This is a genomic window from Pseudonocardia sp. 73-21 (assembly GCF_001899645.1).
Taxonomy (GTDB): domain Bacteria; phylum Actinomycetota; class Actinomycetes; order Mycobacteriales; family Pseudonocardiaceae; genus Pseudonocardia.
In genome coordinates this window covers 36,265-52,393 of record NZ_MKVV01000057.1, presented here as the reverse complement: position 1 = coordinate 52,393, position 16,129 = coordinate 36,265, and the positions used below count along the sequence as shown (strand labels likewise).

General features: G+C 72.1%; 13 protein-coding genes. 4 read left to right on the top strand and 9 right to left on the bottom strand.

The genetic code is table 11. The features are described 5' to 3' along the window. Positions 1–84 precede the first annotated feature (84 nt). Together BGP03_RS18305 and BGP03_RS18300 are read right to left on the bottom strand one after the other, a co-directional pair. Entirely contained in the window at positions 85–3,054 is a 2,970-nt protein-coding gene (locus tag BGP03_RS18305; RefSeq protein ID WP_298795574.1) for a UPF0182 family protein, read from the bottom strand. A gap of 102 nt (positions 3,055–3,156) precedes the next feature. Next, entirely contained in the window at positions 3,157–4,173 is a 1,017-nt protein-coding gene (locus BGP03_RS18300; RefSeq protein WP_296371657.1) for a PDZ domain-containing protein, read from the bottom strand. Between the two features lie 182 nt (positions 4,174–4,355). Between BGP03_RS18300 and BGP03_RS18295 the strand changes: the two genes are divergently transcribed. Further along, a complete protein-coding gene (locus BGP03_RS18295; protein WP_298795576.1) occupies positions 4,356–5,750 on the top strand; it encodes a zinc-dependent metalloprotease in 1,395 nt (464 codons plus the stop codon). Positions 5,751–5,753: 3 nt separating this feature from the next. On the opposite strand, the gene BGP03_RS18290 is transcribed toward BGP03_RS18295, so the two are convergent. Further along, positions 5,754–6,326, bottom strand: coding sequence for a M48 family metallopeptidase (locus BGP03_RS18290; protein WP_296371654.1), 573 nt, complete (start codon positions 6,324–6,326; stop codon positions 5,754–5,756). 128 nt (positions 6,327–6,454) lie between these two features. Here BGP03_RS18290 and BGP03_RS18285 point away from each other — a divergent pair, with 128 nt between their 5' ends. Further along, positions 6,455–7,483 carry a TOMM precursor leader peptide-binding protein gene (locus tag BGP03_RS18285; RefSeq protein ID WP_298795578.1) on the top strand — a complete coding sequence of 343 codons (1,029 nt, stop codon included), beginning with the start codon at positions 6,455–6,457 and terminating at the stop codon, positions 7,481–7,483. A 73-nt stretch (positions 7,484–7,556) separates the two neighbouring features. Beyond that, positions 7,557–8,891, top strand: coding sequence for an AarF/ABC1/UbiB kinase family protein (locus BGP03_RS18280; RefSeq protein WP_296371650.1), 1,335 nt, complete (start codon positions 7,557–7,559; stop codon positions 8,889–8,891). Between the two features lie 93 nt (positions 8,892–8,984). On the opposite strand, the gene BGP03_RS18275 is transcribed toward BGP03_RS18280, so the two are convergent. The 3 genes from BGP03_RS18275 to BGP03_RS18265 all read right to left on the bottom strand — a co-directional run bounded on the left by BGP03_RS18275 (position 8,985) and on the right by BGP03_RS18265 (position 12,129). Continuing rightward, the gene (locus BGP03_RS18275) at positions 8,985–9,248 is read right to left on the bottom strand and encodes a hypothetical protein (protein ID WP_296371648.1); all 264 of its coding nucleotides are present in this window, start codon (positions 9,246–9,248) and stop codon (positions 8,985–8,987) included. Positions 9,249–9,295: 47 nt separating this feature from the next. Continuing rightward, on the bottom strand, positions 9,296–9,616 hold the full coding sequence (locus tag BGP03_RS18270) for a WhiB family transcriptional regulator (RefSeq protein WP_298795623.1): 321 nt from the start codon (positions 9,614–9,616) through the stop codon (positions 9,296–9,298). 461 nt (positions 9,617–10,077) lie between these two features. After that, positions 10,078–12,129 (bottom strand): ATP-dependent DNA helicase UvrD2, encoded by a 2,052-nt coding sequence (locus tag BGP03_RS18265; protein ID WP_296371646.1) that lies wholly within the window; start codon positions 12,127–12,129, stop codon positions 10,078–10,080. Positions 12,130–12,184: 55 nt separating this feature from the next. On the opposite strand from BGP03_RS18265, the gene BGP03_RS18260 reads away from it, so the two are divergent. Next, complete coding sequence (locus BGP03_RS18260) at positions 12,185–12,424, top strand: mycoredoxin (protein WP_296371643.1); 240 nt, start codon at positions 12,185–12,187, stop codon at positions 12,422–12,424. An 11-nt stretch (positions 12,425–12,435) separates the two neighbouring features. Here the strand turns inward: BGP03_RS18260 and nudC are convergent, their stop codons facing one another. The 3 genes from nudC to BGP03_RS18245 form a co-directional block, all read right to left on the bottom strand. After that, positions 12,436–13,425, bottom strand: a complete 990-nt coding sequence (gene nudC / locus BGP03_RS18255; RefSeq protein ID WP_296371641.1) for an NAD(+) diphosphatase — start codon at positions 13,423–13,425, stop codon at positions 12,436–12,438. Further along, on the bottom strand, positions 13,422–14,777 hold the full coding sequence (locus tag BGP03_RS18250) for a pitrilysin family protein (protein WP_298795582.1): 1,356 nt from the start codon (positions 14,775–14,777) through the stop codon (positions 13,422–13,424). The genes nudC and BGP03_RS18250 overlap by 4 nt, the downstream gene beginning before the upstream one ends. 76 nt (positions 14,778–14,853) lie before the next feature. After that, positions 14,854–16,122, bottom strand: coding sequence for a pitrilysin family protein (locus BGP03_RS18245; RefSeq protein ID WP_298795625.1), 1,269 nt, complete (start codon positions 16,120–16,122; stop codon positions 14,854–14,856). Positions 16,123–16,129: the final 7 nt, after the last annotated feature.

The following is a 16,129-nucleotide window of genomic DNA, read 5'->3' as shown; positions in this document are numbered from 1 at the left end:
CCCTTCGCGTTGCCGCAGGTCGAGCGGCACAACACGGCCGCCCCACGGGATCGTGCGTCCGTGGGGCGGCGGTCGTGCCGGCGGTCAGCCTCCGGAGGTGGCTTTCTGGGCCGCCTGGAAGTCCTTCGCGGCCTTGTCCAGGGCCGCGAGCGCCTGGCCCTGGGCCGTGAAGTCACCGGACCTCTGCGCCGCCTGCAGCTGCGTCAGGGCCGACTGGATCGCCGCCGCCGCCGCGACGGCCGCCGGGTTCGAGCCCGTGGCCGGCGGCGTCGTGCCACCCGTGGCCGGCGGCGTCGTGCCACCCGTGGCCGGCGGACTCGCGCCACCCGGCGTACTGCCCGTGGCCGTGTCACCGGCGCCCGTCCCGAACAGCTGGTTGAGCGCGTCCGGGAGGCTCGCCCCGTAACCGATCTTGTCGCCGAACGACACCAGCACCTTCGCCAGCTGCGGGTAGGACGTGTCCTGGCCCGCCCGTTCGATGTAGATCGGTTCGACGAACAGCAACCCGCCCGCCACGGGCAACGTGAGCAGGTTGCCGTACTGGATCGAGCTCTGCCCACCACGGGACAACAGGCTGATGTCGGAGCTCACCTGCGGCGCACCGACGAAGGCCGTCTGCACCTGTTGCGGACCTCTCGTCTGCGGTGTGGTGGGTAGCTGCAGCACGGTGATCTTGCCGTAGGTGTCCGGATCGGAGCTCGCCGAGACGTAGGCCGACATGATCTGCCTGTTGTTGAACACGAGCGCGCTCGTGATCTGGAACGAGGGCGTGGAGGCCCCCTCCGCGCCGGGTTGTCCGGCCAGCACGTAGTACGGCGGTTGCGCCGCATCACTCCCACTGCCGGGTGCCGCCGTCGGGTCCGATGGCACCGCCCAGAACGACGATCCGCCGTAGAACTCGTTCGGGTCGTCCACGTGGTACTTCGTGAGCAGTTCGCGCTGGACCTTGAACTGGTCCTCCGGGTAGCGGAAGTGCGCCCGGAGGTCCTGGCTGATCGCCGACACCGGCTGCACCGTGTCGGGGAAGGCCTTCATCCAGGTCTTGAGCACCGGGTCGTTCTGGTCGAACTCGTAGAGCGTGACGGTGCCGTCGTAGGCGTCGACGGTGGCCTTCACCGAGTTGCGCAGGTAGCTGACCTGCTGGTCGGGCTGGCGGGTGGTCAGGCCCTGCTGGGCGTCGGCGGTGGCCTGCCCGAGCGACATCGACTGCGAGTACGGGTAGTTCGCGAGCGTGGTGTAGCCGTCGACGATCCAGGTGAGCTTGCCGCCCACCACGGCCGGGTAGGGGTCGGAGTCCGTGGTCAGCCACGGGGCGACCGCCTGGACCCGCTTGGCGGGGTCCCGGACGTACATGATCTTCGAGTCGGCGTTGATCGAGCTGTTGAACAGGATGTTGCGCTCGCCGTAGAGCAGCGAGAAGGCGGCCCGGTTGACGAAGCTGCTCAGCGACACCCCGCCCTTGCCGGTGTAGGTGTAGTTGGAGCTGTCGGTGTCGTACTCGCGCGGCGTGGCGCCCTGCGGGGCTCCGACGATCGAGTAGCCGGTACCGTCGGAGTCGAGGCCCTCGCCGTAGTACACGCGGGGCTGGGCGATCCGCAGGCTCTCCGGAATCTTGGACTGGTCGGTGGACACGTCGATCGAGGTGAAGACCGGGAGGCCGCTCTGACCCCCGGTGTCCTCCAGGGTGGCGTTGACCTGGTTGGCCGGTGCGACCACCAGGCCGTTGCCGTGGGTGTAGACGAGGTGCCGGTTGATCCAGTCGGTCTGGTTGCCCGACAGCCCCGACGGGTTGAGCTCGCGCGCCGCGACGATGTAGTCCTGCGTCTTGGGCGCGCCGTTGACGTTGGTGGTGTACCGGTCGATGTCGAGCTTCGACGGGAAGCCGTAGAACGCCTTGCCCTGCTGGAGCTGGTTGAACGTGTCGGAGATCTTCGCCGGGTCGAGCAGGCGGATGTTGGACACGGTGGCCGTGTCGTTGCGGACCGCCTGCGGTGTGGCCGAGGACGTGCCGCTGAACGGCACCTCGGTGACCTTGTCCGGCCCGAGACCGAACGCCTGCCGGGTGGCGTCGATGTTGCGCTGGATCGGCAGCGCCTCGCGCACGTTCGCGTTGGGGGCCACCACGAACTGCTGCAGCACCTGCGGCCACGCGGCGCCGATGAGCACGCTGGAGAGCACCAGGAGCACGGTGGCGATCGCCGGGAGCTGCAGGTTGCGACGGAACACCGCGGCGAAGAACGCCGCCGCGCAGATGATCGAGATGAACAGCAGGATCAGCTTGGCCGGCATCACCGCGTTGAGATCCGTGTAGGTGGCGCCGTCGAAGATGTCGCTGCGCTGCGAGAACAGCAGCTCGTAGCGGTCGAAGAAGTACGCGACGGCCTTCAGCAGCACGAACACGCCCGCCAGGACGGCGAGCTGGGCCCGGGCGGCGCCCGAGACCTGGCCCGCACGGCCCGAGAGCCGGATGCCGCCGAAGATGTAGTGGGTGACGAGCGCGACGATGAAGCCGATGGCGACCGCGACGAACAGCCAGTCCAGCAGGAACCGGTAGAACGGCAGCTGGAACGTGTAGAAGCTGATGTCGGTGTTGAACACCGGGTCGGTGGTGCCGAACGGCGTGGAGTTGAGGAACAGCTGCACCAGCTGCCAGTTGCCCGGCGCCTGCGAGGCGAAGCCCGCGATCAGCCCGATCACCACCGGGATGCCGATGGCGAACAGCCGCACCCGCTGGATGATCAGCGTGCGGTAGCGGGCGATCGGGTCCTCGGGGCCGGTGACCGGCACGAACACCGGACGGGACCGGTACGCGATCCACATCGACAGCGCCGCCAGCCCGCCGATCAGCAGTCCGCCGATCAGGAACAGCAGGATGTTGGTGAACAGCTTGGTGCTGAAGACGCTGCGGAAGCCGACCTCACCGAACCAGAGCCAGTCCACGTAGAGATTCAGCAGGCGGGAGCCACCGAGCAGCAGCAGCACGAGGATCCCCGCCACGATCAGCAGGATCCGGGTACGGCGGGTCAACGTCGGGGATCCCACCGGGGGCCGCATGGCCACAGGGCACGCTCCAGTCTTCGGGTTACTTCCCACACAACTCTACGGACGGCGTGTGGGGTTCCCGTTCGGGCCTCGAATGCGCGCTTTGGGGGGTTTTCAGCAGCCGACGACGGGCTTGTTCGCTCTCAGCGCATCCAGTGCGGTCAGCGCGTCGCCCAACGTGCCCACGCGGACGAGCGAGAGTCCGTCGGGATCGTTGGCCGCGGCCTCCGCGCAGTTGGCGGCCGGGACCAGGAAGGTGGTGGCCCCGGCCGCCCTCGCCGCCATCATCTTGAACGGGATGCCGCCGATGGGGCCGACGGTGCCGTCGGGGTCGATCGTGCCCGTGCCGGCGATGAACCGGCCGCCGTTCAGCTCGCCGGGCGTCAGCTTGTCGATCACCGCGAGCGTGAACATCAGCCCGGCCGACGGTCCGCCGATGTCGCCCAGACTGATCGTGATGTCACCGCCCAACGGCTCGATGCCGGGCCGCACGCCCAGGAACCCCTGGGGCAGGCTCGGGTTGGCCCCCAGGACGACGGTGGCATCGGCCTGCTTCCCGTCGCGCTTGTAGGTGATCACCACGGACTGCCCGGGCTTCGTGCCGGTCAGCGCGTCGGACACCTGCTGGGGGGTGGACACGGCCTTGCCCGCGACGGTGACGAGCTCGTCGCCCGGCTGCAGACGGCCGGTGGCGGGCGAGCCGGCGGTCAGCGCCGAGACGACCACCCGGGTGGGCAGCTTGAGGTCGGTCAGCGCCGCCACCTCGGCGTTGGCCTCCGACGAGGCGAACTGGTCGGTGTTCTCCTGCTGGACCTGCTCGGCGCTCTTGTCCGGCGGGAACACCGTGTCCCGCGGGACGACCTGGTGGTCACGGGCCGCCCAGAAGCCGATCGCGTTGAACAGCGTCAGCCGGTCGGTGACCGACACCGTCGTCATGTTCAGGTTGCCCGCCGTCGGGTAGGTCGGCAGACCCTTGACGGCCACGACCATGGTGCCGTCGACCTCGCCCAGCGTGTTGAACGTCGGGCCGGGTCCGAGCGCGACCAGCGGCACCGGCAACGTCGCCCCGAGCACTCCGAGCGCCAGGGCCAGCAGCCCGGCGCAGACGACCGTCCACGTGCGGTGATTCACTCCGCGACCTTATGCGGCGCCCCGGTGGGCTCCTCGTACGGTGGTGCCGTGATCGAACCCACGTACCCCGGGGTCGGGGCCGCGGCGTCCGGGCTGCCGCCCGGCCCGCGCGGGGCGCGTTCTCAGCATCTCCACGGCCTCACTGAAGGCGTGACCCCGCTCGTCACGCGTACCGTGGTGCCATGAGCGACACCCCGTTCGGGTTCGGGCCCGCTGACCGCGACCGTGACGACGACAAGAAGCCGGAGCGTCCGGGCGACGGTCCGCAGGACCCGTTCGGTTTCGGCAACCTGCCCGGCATGCCCCCGGGCGGCTTCCCGGGGTTGCCGGGGATGGGCGGCGCCGGGGGCTTCGACGTCAGCCAGCTCGGGCAGATGCTCACCCAGCTCGGGCAGATGCTGAGCCAGGCGCAGAACAGCGGCGGCGGGCCGGTCAACTACGACCTGGCCGCGCAGCTCGCCCACCAGCAGCTCGCCGCGAAGACCTCCTCGCTCACCGGGGCGCAGCGCGCCGCCGTCAGCGACGCGCTGAAGCTGGCCGAGCTGTGGCTCGACGCCGCCACCGACTTCCCGGCCGGGGCCACCGAGCACAAGGCGTGGTCGGCCACCGAGTGGGTGGACGCGAGCATGCCCACGTGGAAGCGGCTGTGCGACCCCGTCGCGCAGCGCGTCGCCGGCGCGTGGGTCGAGGGGCTGCCCGCCGAGGCCCGCGAGGCCGCGGGCCCGATGATGGCGATGCTGGGCCAGATGGGCGGGCTCGCGTTCGGCAGCCAGCTCGGCCAGGGCCTCGCGCAGCTCGCCGCCGAGGTGCTCACCTCCACCGAGATCGGCATCCCCGTCGGTCCCGACCGGGTCGCCGCTCTGCTGCCGGAGAACGTCGAGAAGTTCACCAAGGACCTCGACCGGCCGGCCAGCGAGGTGCTCATCTTCCTGGCCGCCCGCGAGGCCGCCCACCAGCGGCTGTTCGTCCACGTCGGCTGGCTCAAGGAGCGCCTGCTCGGCGCCGTCGAGCAGTACGCGCAGGGCATCCGCGTCGACACCTCGCGCATCGAGGAGCTCGCCCGCGGCATCGACCCGTCCAACCCCGCGGCCATCGAGGAGGCCATGCAGGGCGGGATGTTCGATCCCGAGACCACCCCGGAGCAGAAGGCCGCCCTCGCCCGTCTCGAGACCATGCTGGCGCTCATCGAGGGCTGGGTGGACGCCGTCGTGGCCGAGGCCGTCGGCGACCGCCTGCCCGGCGCCGAGGCGATGCGCGAGACGCTGCGCCGTCGCCGCGCGTCCGGCGGGCCCGCCGAGCAGACCTTCGCCACCGTGGTGGGGCTCGAGCTGCGGCCGCGGCGGCTGCGCGACGCCGCCGAGCTGTGGCGGCTGCTCGGGGAGCAGCGCGGCATCGCGGGTCGCGACGCCCTCTGGGCCCACCCCGACCTCATCCCGACCGCCGACGACCTCGACGATCCTGCCGCGTTCGCCGCCCGCGACGACGCCAGCGACCCGATCGCCGAGCTCGAGAAGCTCGCCAACGAGAAGGCCCCCGACGACCCCGACGAGAAGCCCGGGGGCGAGAAGAAGGACTGACCCTCAGGCCGACTCGACCTCGGCCAGCTCCTCGGGCTCGTCGCCGTCCAGGCCGACGAGGCCGAGCCCGGCCGCCGCGGAGAGGCCCTCGAGGTAGCCCATCGCCCGCTCCGTCCGCGGGTAGCGCTGCACCCACGCCCAGAACTTGGCGTCGTGGCCCGGTTCGAGCAGGTGGGTGAGCTCGTGGACGAGCACGTAGTCGACCACCCAGCCCGGGGCGTCACGGAGCCGTTCGCTGATGCGGATGGTGCCGTCGGCGGGCGTGCACGACGCCCAGCGCGTGCGCATCGGCGGCACCCACCGCACGGTGGTGGGCTCGGCCCGGCCCTCCAGGTAGCGCCGGGAGAGCTCCATGCTGCGGGTGCGCAGCGCGTCGTCGCCGGTGCGGGCGGGTGAGCGGCGGCGGGCCTCGCTGCGTTCGAGCCTGCTGACCATCTCGTCGACCCAGCGACGTTCCTCCGACTCGCTCATCCAGCCGGGGATGAAGACGATCACAGTGTCGCCCTCGCGCCGGGCGCTGACCATGCGCCGGCGGCGATCACTGCGTCGGACCTCGACGACCGAGGGCTGCGCCATCCGCCCAGCTTAGTCCCCGGCGGTCCCGCGGCGGTCCCGGCCGAGGCAATGGGTACGGGTTGTCCACAGGCCGCCTCACCTGTGGACAACCCGACGCACGATCGGGCGCGTCCGGGCACGATCGGCCCATGCCCGCTTCCCCACTCCCCGCCGTCGTCCGGTTGGCGCCCCACCGCACCGTGCTCCCGCTCGGGGCGGGCGGGCGGCTGATCGGTCTCGACCCCGCGGTGGCGATCGCGGTCACGGGGCTCCCCCCGCCGCTCGCCGGGATGCTCGACGAGGTGGGCGTCCCGTCGACCGCCCACCTGCTGGTGGCGCGGGCGGTCGAGCGCGGGGCCGTGCGGGAGGACGCCGAGGACCTCCTGCACCAGCTCTGCGCAGCAGGAGCCCTGGTCGACGCCGTCACCGGCACCCGCCGGGTGCAGCGCCGGGCAAGCAGCACCGTCGTGGTCGCCGGCCGGGGTCCGCTCGCGGTCGGGATCGTCACCGGGCTCGTGCTCGCCGGTGTCGGCACGGTCCACACCGACACCCGTGGCCAGGTGCACACCGACGATCTCGGCACCGGTTACGTCGACGCCGACCGGGGCGCCGACCGTCTCGCCGCCACCCGGGGCGCGGTGGCGCGGCTCGTGCCGGGCGCGCGCACCGGGCCGCCCCCGATGCGGCTCGTCCCCGATCTCGTCGTGCTGGCCGACGAGATCCCGCAGCCCGTGGGCCTCAGCGCGCTGCACGCCGACGCCGTCACCCACCTGCAGGTACGGCTCCGCGACGGCGTCGGGATCGTCGGCCCGCTCGTGCTCCCCGGCCGCTCCACGTGCCTGAGCTGCATCGAGCTGCAGCGCACCGCCCAGGACGAGGAGTGGCCGCTGGCGGCGGCGCAGCTGGTGGGCACGGCCGGGCGGGCTGATCCGTCGTGCGTCGCGGCCACGGTGGGCCTGGCCACGGCCCAGGCGCTGGCCGCGCTGGACGTCGAGGGTCCCGTCCCACCCACGCTCGACGCCACGCTGGAGCTGGACGTCGCGGCGGGCACCGTGCGCCGGCGGGACTGGTCGGCCGATCCGGAGTGCCACTGTCGGGCGGCAGCCGCCCCGGGTGGGCCTTCCCACGGCCGTGCGACGAGCGCGATGGAGGGGGATGGGGACACAATAAAAGCGTGAGCGAGCTTGCGAGGTCACCATCCGGCGCAGCACTGCCAGGCACGACGGCGACGAGCGCCAGCGAGGAGCCGTCGTGACCGACATCCCCCGACGCACAGCGGCCCGCACCGCGAAGCTCGCCAGCCTCCCTCTCGGGGTGGCCGGTCGGGCCGTCGGTGGCTGGGGCCGCAGGCTGGCGGGTGGCGACGGTGAGCAGATCTCCGCGCAGCTGATGGCCAAGAGTGCCGAGCAGCTGTTCGAGGTGCTGGGTGAGCTCAAGGGCGGGGCCATGAAGTTCGGCCAGGCCCTGAGCGTGTTCGAGGCCGCCATACCCGACGAGTTCGCGGCACCGTTCCGCGAGTCGCTGGTCAAGCTGCAGTCGGCCGCGCCGCCGATGCCGCCCGCGGATGTGCACCGGATGCTGGCCGAGCAGTTCGGACGCGGCTGGCGCTCCCGCTTCCAGGACTTCGACGAGACCCCCGCCGCGGCCGCGAGCATCGGGCAGGTGCACCGCGCGGTCTGGCGCGACGGCCGCGACGTCGCCGTCAAGGTGCAGTACCCGGGCGCAGAGGAGGCGCTGCGGTCCGACCTGCGGCAGCTGTCCCGGATGAGCCGGGTCATGCAGCCCCTCATGCCGGGCCTGGAGATCAAGCCATTGATCACCGAGCTGCGCGACCGCATGGAGGAGGAGCTCGACTACCGCGACGAGGCCGAGAACCAGCGCATCTTCGCCGCCGCGTTCGAGGACGACGAGCAGGTCAAGGTCCCGCGCGTGGTGGCGTCGGCCCCGAAGGCCATGGTGTCCGAGTGGGTCACCGGCCGGAAGCTGTCGGACGTCATCACCACCGGCGACCAGGCCGAACGCGACGCCGTCGCGGCGCTGCTCGCCGAGTTCCTCTACTCCTCGCCCACCCGGGTCGGGCTCCTGCACGCCGATCCGCATCCCGGCAACTTCCAGGTCCTCGACGACGGCCGGCTCATGGTCATCGACTTCGGGGCCGTGGCACGGCTGCCCGACGGCCTGCCCCGGCCGTTGTCGGTCATGGTGCGGCTCGCGCTGGAGAACCGGTCCGACGATCTGCTGGAGCTGCTCCGCGACGAGGGCTTCCTGCGCGCCGGGTCGAAGCTGGGTGCCGAGGAGGCGGAGGCCTACCTGTCGCCGTTCACCGAGCCGCTGCGCGAGGACAGCTTCCGGTTCAACCGGCGCTGGCTCCAGAGCCAGGCGGAGCGCGTCGGCGATCTGCGCAGCCCGCAGTTCAACACCGGCCGCGAGCTCAACCTCCCGCCGCAGTACCTGCTCATCCACCGCGTCACGATGGGCACGCTGGCCGTGCTCTGCCAGCTCGACGTGGACGTCCCCTTGCGCGGCATCGTCCACCACTGGCAGCCGTGGATCTTCGACGCCGAGGACGTCGACAGCACCACCTGAGCGGACGGCGACGACGCCCCGGTCACTCCGCGACCGGGGCGTCGTCGTCATCTCGGTTGCCGTGCCCTCAGAGCGAGGTGCCCTACCTGTCGATCAGGCGAGCCGCACGGTCTGGGCTTCGGTGCGGGCCCGCTCGGCGCGCCTCGCGGCGAACCGGGCGAGCCGGGCCCAGCGCCGGCCCGCGGTCACGCTGCGGACGAGGGCGTGGTCACGTGCGGCCTGTTCGGCTTCTTGCTGTCGGGATCTGGCCAGTGCTTCGTGGAGCAACATCAGCGTTCCTTCGCGGTCGCGGACTACGGGATTCGGGTCGGCCGTGCTCGGGGCAACCGGCGTCTCGACGGGCATGAGGTAGGTCATCGGGATCTCCTTGGGGTCGGAGGGCTCTCACGGAGCCCACGGGTGGTTCAGGCCGAGACGGCTGCGGCGTAGGCGCGGTCGCGGGCCAGGTCGGCCTTGCTCGGGCGGCCACGAGGCCTCTTGCGCGGGATGACCACCCCACGCTCGAAGATCTCTCCACCCCAGACCCCCCACGGCTCCGCACGCCGCAGCGCACCCTCCAGGCACTCGGCCCGGATCGGGCACTGCTCGCACAGGGCCTTGGCCTGCTCCAGCTCGGAAGGAGCCTCGGCGAACCACTTGTCGGCGTCGCCGGAGCGACAGGGCAGATCCAGGCCGGCGCGGGGTGCCCCATCGGGGCCGTCCAGCAGAGCGAGCAGGGATCCCAGTCCGTCGGCTGATTCGCCGCCGAACTGGTCGGGACAGATCGCTCCGCCGTCCAACGGAACTGATCGGACTAACACAACTACCTCCTGAGAGATGTGGTCAGGCAGGACAAACAAAAAGGCCGCGGATCCCGGTGAGGGGGTCCGCGGCCTTCGATCTGGGGCCGGTGGCTGTCGCCTATAGATGGCGACGCCTCCGTGCGGACACACCTGTGCTGTTGTCGATCTGGTTGAAGCCGACGGCCAACGGTCGCTGCTGCTTCCATGCGTGCATGGGCGCCACGGACTCGACGCACGGACGGGTGCCGTAGACGGCTCCGGCGGTGAGGTTCGTCGTCGTGATCATCAGAGGCACCCCCTTCGAAGGTCGGTCGTGGCTGAGAACGGGCTGGTGAGTCCGTCGAGATGTGAGGTTAGAGACGCCCCTTCGGGCTGCACAACCCATTTTCACGAAAGTTCGAGCATCAGTCTGCTTCGGTGATCAACGAGAGCACCGCGGAGCCGTACCGGTCGAGCTTGCGGGCCCCGATGCCGGGGATGCCGACGAGCGCGGCCCGGTCGGCCGGGCGGTGCTCGGCGATGGCTGTGAGCGTGGCGTCGGTGAACACGACGTAGGCGGGAACCTGCTGGTCACGAGCCTCACCGCTGCGCCACTCCCGCAACCGGTCGAGCAGCTCGGTATCCACATCGGACGGACAGTCGGAGCAGCGGCGCATCTTCATGGCGTCCATGCCGATGAGCGGCGACCCGCAGATCCGGCAGCGCGGCTTGGACCCGCCCCGCTCGGTCGGATTCGCGACCCGCGACGCCGGGTGCTGCTCCGGGATCAGCCCGTAGAGGAACCGGCTGCGCCGGCGTCGGCGCGCCCCGCCGGGCTGCCGCGACAGCGCCCACGACAGCAGGACGCGGCGGCGGGCGCGGGTGATGCCGACGTAGAGCAGCCTGCGCTCCTCCTCGATGGCGTCCTCGTCGCCGTCGGCGTGCTGGATGGGCAGCGTGCCGTCCACCAGCCCGACGAGGAACACGACGTCCCACTCGAGCCCCTTGGCCGCGTGCAGCGACGCCAGCGTGACGCCCTGCACGGTGGGCGGGTGGGCGGCGTCGGCACGCGTCTCGAGCTCCTGGGCGAAGCGGCGCATGTCGGCCTCGGGCTCGACGGCGAGCAGTTCCTCGGCGAGCTCGACGATGGCGAGCAGCGACTCCCACTGGGCCCGCTGCTGCGCACCGCCGGGCGGCTCGGGCGTCAGACCGACCACGAGCAGCACCTTGCGCACGACGTCCACGAGCGGGCCGGGGACCTGGCTGTTGATGCGGATCATCGTCATGGCGCGGCGCACCTCGGGCCGCGCGAAGAACCGCTCTCCGCCCCGCACCTGGTACGGCACGCCCACCTCGGTGAGCGCCTGCTCGTAGACCTCGGACTGCGCGTTGATCCGGAACAGCACGGCGATCTCGGCGGCCGGCGTGCCGTCGGCGACCATCCGCTTGATCTTCTTCGCGACGGCGGCGGCCTCGGCTGGTTCGTCGTCGTGCTCGGTGAACTCGGGCTCCGGGCCGGGCGGGAGCTGTCCGACGAGCTGCAGCCGCGTGCCGGCGGCCCGCCCGCGCGCCGCGCCGATCAGCGTGTTGGCCGCGGCCACCACCTGGGGCGTGGAGCGGTAGTCGCGCTGCAGCCGCACCACCGTGGCCTCGGGGAAGCGGCGCGGGAACTCCAGCAGGTGGCGCGGGCTGGCGCCGGCGAACGTGTAGATCGTCTGGTTGGCGTCGCCCACCACGGTGAGGTCGTCGCGCTCACCGAGCCAGGCGTCGAGCACGCGCTGCTGCAAAGGCGTGACGTCCTGGTACTCGTCGACGACGAAGCAGCGGTAGCGGTCGCGGAACTCCTCGGCCACACCGACGTTCTGCTCCAGCGCCCCGGCGACGTGCAGCAGCAGGTCGTCGAAGTCGAGCATCTCGGCGCGGTTCTTCAGCGCCTCGTACCCGGCGTAGACCGCGGCGACCTGCTCGGCCGGACCCGGGGTGTCGCGGTGCAGGCGGGCCACGGTGGCCGGGTACTGCTCGGGCGTGACGAGCGTGGCCTTGGCCCACTCGATCTCGCCGGCGAAGTCGCGCAGGGACGCGGCGTCGGTGCCGGCCTTGAGCCGGGCGGCCGCCTGCCCGACGACGCGGAGCTTGCCCTCCAGCAGCTGCCACTGGTCGCCACCGACGACGCGGGGCCAGAAGTAGCGCAGTTGCCTCAGCGCGGCTGCGTGAAAGGTTCGCGCCTGCACACCGGACACGCCCACTTGACGCAGTCTGAGTCGCATCTCCCCCGCGGCCCGCGCCGTGAACGTGACGGCGAGGACCTGGCCCGGGGCGACGTGACCGGTGCGCACGAGGTGGCCGATGCGGCGGGTGATGGTGCGGGTCTTGCCCGTGCCCGCGCCGGCCAGGACGCACACCGGGCCCCGGGGGGCGGTGACCGCGGCGAGCTGCTCGTCGTCGAGTCCTGATTCGGGGGCTTCGAGCAACGTCACAGGCCCATCCTGACATCCCGGGAAGACAGTTCGGGTCGAGGCCGTTGACCTGGGCATGGCTCAGGTGACGATGTACTCGACCACGTGGTGCGGCTTCTGCCGCCGTCTCAAGCTCCAGCTCGACCAGGCCGGCATCTCCTACGACGAGATCGACATCGAGCGCAACCCGGACGCCGCGACGTTCGTGGAGGGCGTGAACGGCGGCAACCAGACGGTGCCGGTGATCAAGTTCGCCGACGGGAGCACGAAGACGAACCCGAGCCTCCGCGACGTGCAGGTCGAGCTGGTGGCGTAGCCCCCACATCGTCAGTCCAGAGCGGCCCAGCTCTCCACCATCGAGCGGGCGATGCTGACCTTGCCGGGGAGGAGCAGCAGGCGCTCCCCCGGCCCGGCCCGGCCGCCCCAGTCCCCGCGGTCCAGGGCGGCACGGAGCTCGGTCCGCGTCACCCACATCGCCTCGGCGATCTCGCCGTCCGCCGGCACGAGCGGCTGCTCGGGGTCGGCCACCGCGTGGAAGGCCACCATCAGGCTGCGCGGGAACGGCCAGGCCTGGCTGCCGAGGTAGCGGATGTCGGTGACGTGGACGCCGACCTCCTCGTGGATCTCCCGCTCCACGCACGCCTCCAGCGACTCGCCGCCCTCGACGAAGCCCGCGAGCACCGTGAACCGGCCCTCCGGCCACGACGGCTGGCGCGCGAGCAAGATCCGGTCGCCGCCGTCGTGCACCAGGCAGATCACCGCCGGGTCGGTGCGCGGGTACTCCTCGTGGCCCGCCGCCTCGCAGTGCCGGTGCCAGCCGGCGTTGGCGACGCGGGTCGGCGAGCCGTCACGGGCGCAGAACTGTGCGGCGTCGTGCCAGTTCAGGACGGCCACGGCGGTGGTGAACAGGCCGGCCCCCAGGGCGTCGAGCGCGGTGCCCGTCATCCGCAGGTCGGCCCACTCGGACGGGTCGTCGCCCGCCACCAGGTCGGGACGGCCGCGGACCGCCCAGTACGCCACGCCCTCGCTCTCGCCGAGCAGGACCGCGCCCTCGGTGGGGGTCGTGCCCGTGGTGGCGCGCGTCTTCAGCGTGGCCCCGGCGCCCTTCGCGACGTCCCAGCTCGCGGCGTCGCCGGAGTCGAACCCGCCGGTGGGAGTGTCCCAGTCGACGGGCGTGCGGCCCTGGTCGTCGACGACGACGAGCCGCGCGGTCGGCCAGCCCGCCTCCTGACGGGCCAGGTCGGTGCGCAGCGTCTCGTCGCGGAAGGTCGCCGCGCGCGAGAGCATGGGGGGGACGAGCAGCTGGAAGTCGGTCACGACGCGATTCCCCCCAGGGCCCGCACGCCGGCACCGATGACGTCGGCGTCGCCGACGACCACCCCCGTGAACGCAGTGGGTGCGAAGTACGTCAGGGCCGCGGCCGCCACCTGCTCGACGGTGACCGCCTCCAGCCGCGCGGGATGGGACCGCACCCAGTCGATGTCGAGCCCGTCGGCCGCCATCGCCGTGATCGTCGACGCGAGCCCGCCCTGGTTGTCGAGCGAGATCAGCAGCGAGCCGATGGAGTAGGCGCGCGCCGCGTCGACCTCCTCGGCCGTGGGCGGCACCGCCGTGAGCCGGCCCAGCTCGTAGCGGGTCTCCAGCAGCGCGGCGGCGGTGACGTCGCTGGCGACGTCGGTGTCCACCCCGAGCAGCGCGCCGCCGGGGATGAACTCGATGCCGGAGTGGGCGCCGTAGGTGTAGCCCTTGTCCTCGCGGATGTTCTCCATCCAGCGCGAGGAGAAGTAGCCGCCGAAGACCAGGTTGGCCAGCTGGAACGCGGCGTAGTCCGGGTGGTCGCGGCGCACGGCGGGCGCGGTGAGCCGCAGCTGCGACTGCACCGAACCGGGCCGGTGCACCAGCTCCAGGTCGCCCGGGGGCACCGGCGGCGGCGGGGACATCTCGACGGCGGCGTGCTCGGACGTCCAGGCGGCGAGCTGCTTCTCGACCTCGGCGATCGCGGCACCGGTGTCGATGTCGCCGACGAGGGTCAGGATCGAGCCCCGCGGTACGAGCGCGGTGGTCTGCAGAGCCCGTACCTCCTCGGCGGTGACGGCCGCGACCGCCTCCCCCGTCGGCATCTCGCGGGTGATCGGGTGATCACCGAAACGCTTGCGCTGCAACGCCGCCCGCGCGATCGTGCGCGGTTGCGCCCGCGCCACGGAGATCCGCTCGACGAGCCGCTCGCGCTCGCGGGCGACCTCGTCGTCGGGATGCGTGGCCGCGGTGAGAACGTCGGCGAGCACGCCCAACACGTCGGCGAGCCCGTCGGACAGGCCGGAGCCGGTTATCATCAAGCGTTCCGGGTCGACGCTGACGCCGAGGTCGGCGCCGACGGCGGCCAGCGCGTCGTCGATCTCGACCCGGTCGCGGGTGGGCGTGCCGGTGAGCAGGGTGGCCGACAGGAGCTCGGCGACGGCGGGGTGCCCGGGCGCCTCCCCCGCGAACGGCACGCGCAGCCGCAGCTCCACCATCGGCACGCCGGGGCGGTGGGCGGCGAGCACGCGCAGGCCGTTGGGGAGCGTGCGGTCCTCGACGTCGGGCAGCGGCACGTCACGGGTGGGGCCGAGCGGCGGCAGCTCCCGCGGCCCAGCCTCGGTGCGGCCGATCTCCTCGGCGGAGCGGGTCATCGGAGCCCTCCAGGGGTCGTGCGCGGAAAACGGTGCTCCGGCACGGATATCCGCGCACGGGCGGCGGAGCCGCTGCTCATGACGGCTCCACCAGCAGCACGCCGCGCCCCGAGCCGCGGAGGGTGGCCGCCGCGGCCTGCACCTGCGCCGGCGTGACGGCGGCGAGCCGCTCCGGCAGCTCGACGCCGATCTCGGCCCGGCCGTAGAGCAGCTCGCGGGCGCCGAGACCCAGCATCCGGTACATGACGCGGTCGTTCTCCTGGTGCAGGCCCGCCGACCAGCGGGCCACCTGACGGGCGAGCTCGTCGGCCGTGGGGCCGGTGGCGGCGAGCTTGTCCAGCTCCTCGTCGACGGCGGCGAGCACGCGGTCCGCGTCGATCTCGGCCGGGTGCACCGCCGTGATCGTGAACGTGTCGGGGTCGCGGGCGTCCAGCGGGCCCATCAGCCCGGCACTGGCGGAGATGTCGGTGACCAGCCCCGTCTGCGCGAGCCCCCGCTCCAGGCGGGCGGCCTCGCCGTCGCCGAGCACCGAGCCCAGCAGGGCGTGGCCGAGGTACCCGTCGAGGTCGGTGGCCGGGTCGGGCAGGCGGTAGCCGATGGCGAGCGCGGGCATCGGGGCGTGCGCGTCGGTCACCGACCGGCGGCGCTCGGCGCCCGGGATCGGCTCCGCGAACGACGGCCGCACCGGTGTGGGCCGGGCCGGGATGTCGCCGAAGTGCTTCTCGACGAGCCGCAGCGTCTCGTCGACGTCGAGGTAGCCGGCCACGGTCACCTGCGCGTTGCCCGGCGCGTAGAAGGTGTCGAAGAACGACGCCGCGTCCTCCAGCGAGGCCTGCTCCAGCTCGGAGAAGTCGCCGTAGCCGTTGTGCGCGTTGGGGAACGTGTCGTAGAGAACGGGCGGCAGCAGGATCCAGGGGAACCCGCCGTAGGGCCGGTTCAGGACGTTGAGCCGGATCTCCTCCTTGACGACGTCCACCTGGTTGCGGAGGTTCTCGACACTGAGGGTGGGTGCGCGCAGCCGGTCGGCCTCCAGGAACAGCGCGCGCTCGAGCGCGGCGGCCGGGAGGATCTCGAAGTAGTCGGTGTAGTCCTGGTGGGTGGAGCCGTTGAAGACCCCGCCCGAGCTCTGGACGTGCCGGAAGTGCGCGAGCTTCTCCAGGCTCTCGCTGCCCTGGAACATCAGGTGCTCGAAGAGGTGCGCGAAGCCCGTGCGCCCCTCCGGCTCGGAGCGGAAGCCGACGTCGACGTGCACGGCGACCCCGACGACGGGCGTTGCAGGATCCGGGACGATCAGGACGCGCAGGCCGTTGGCCAGCGTCGCCCTGTGGAGATCGACTGTGGGCAGTTCGACA

Bases quoted from the DNA above. Each gene is read 5' to 3' on its own strand.
- BGP03_RS18290 (WP_296371654.1), bottom strand. From the start codon at position 6,326: ATGGCGCAGCCCTCGGTCGTCGAGGTCCGACGCAGTGATCGCCGCCGG.
- BGP03_RS18295 (WP_298795576.1), top strand. From the start codon at position 4,356: ATGAGCGACACCCCGTTCGGGTTCGGGCCCGCTGACCGCGACCGTGAC.
- BGP03_RS18285 (WP_298795578.1), top strand. From the start codon at position 6,455: ATGCCCGCTTCCCCACTCCCCGCCGTCGTCCGGTTGGCGCCCCACCGC.
- BGP03_RS18275 (WP_296371648.1), bottom strand. From the start codon at position 9,248: ATGACCTACCTCATGCCCGTCGAGACGCCGGTTGCCCCGAGCACGGCC.
- BGP03_RS18250 (WP_298795582.1), bottom strand. From the start codon at position 14,777: ATGACCCGCTCCGCCGAGGAGATCGGCCGCACCGAGGCTGGGCCGCGG.
- BGP03_RS18260 (WP_296371643.1), top strand. From the start codon at position 12,185: ATGGCTCAGGTGACGATGTACTCGACCACGTGGTGCGGCTTCTGCCGC.
- BGP03_RS18305 (WP_298795574.1), bottom strand. From the start codon at position 3,054: ATGCGGCCCCCGGTGGGATCCCCGACGTTGACCCGCCGTACCCGGATC.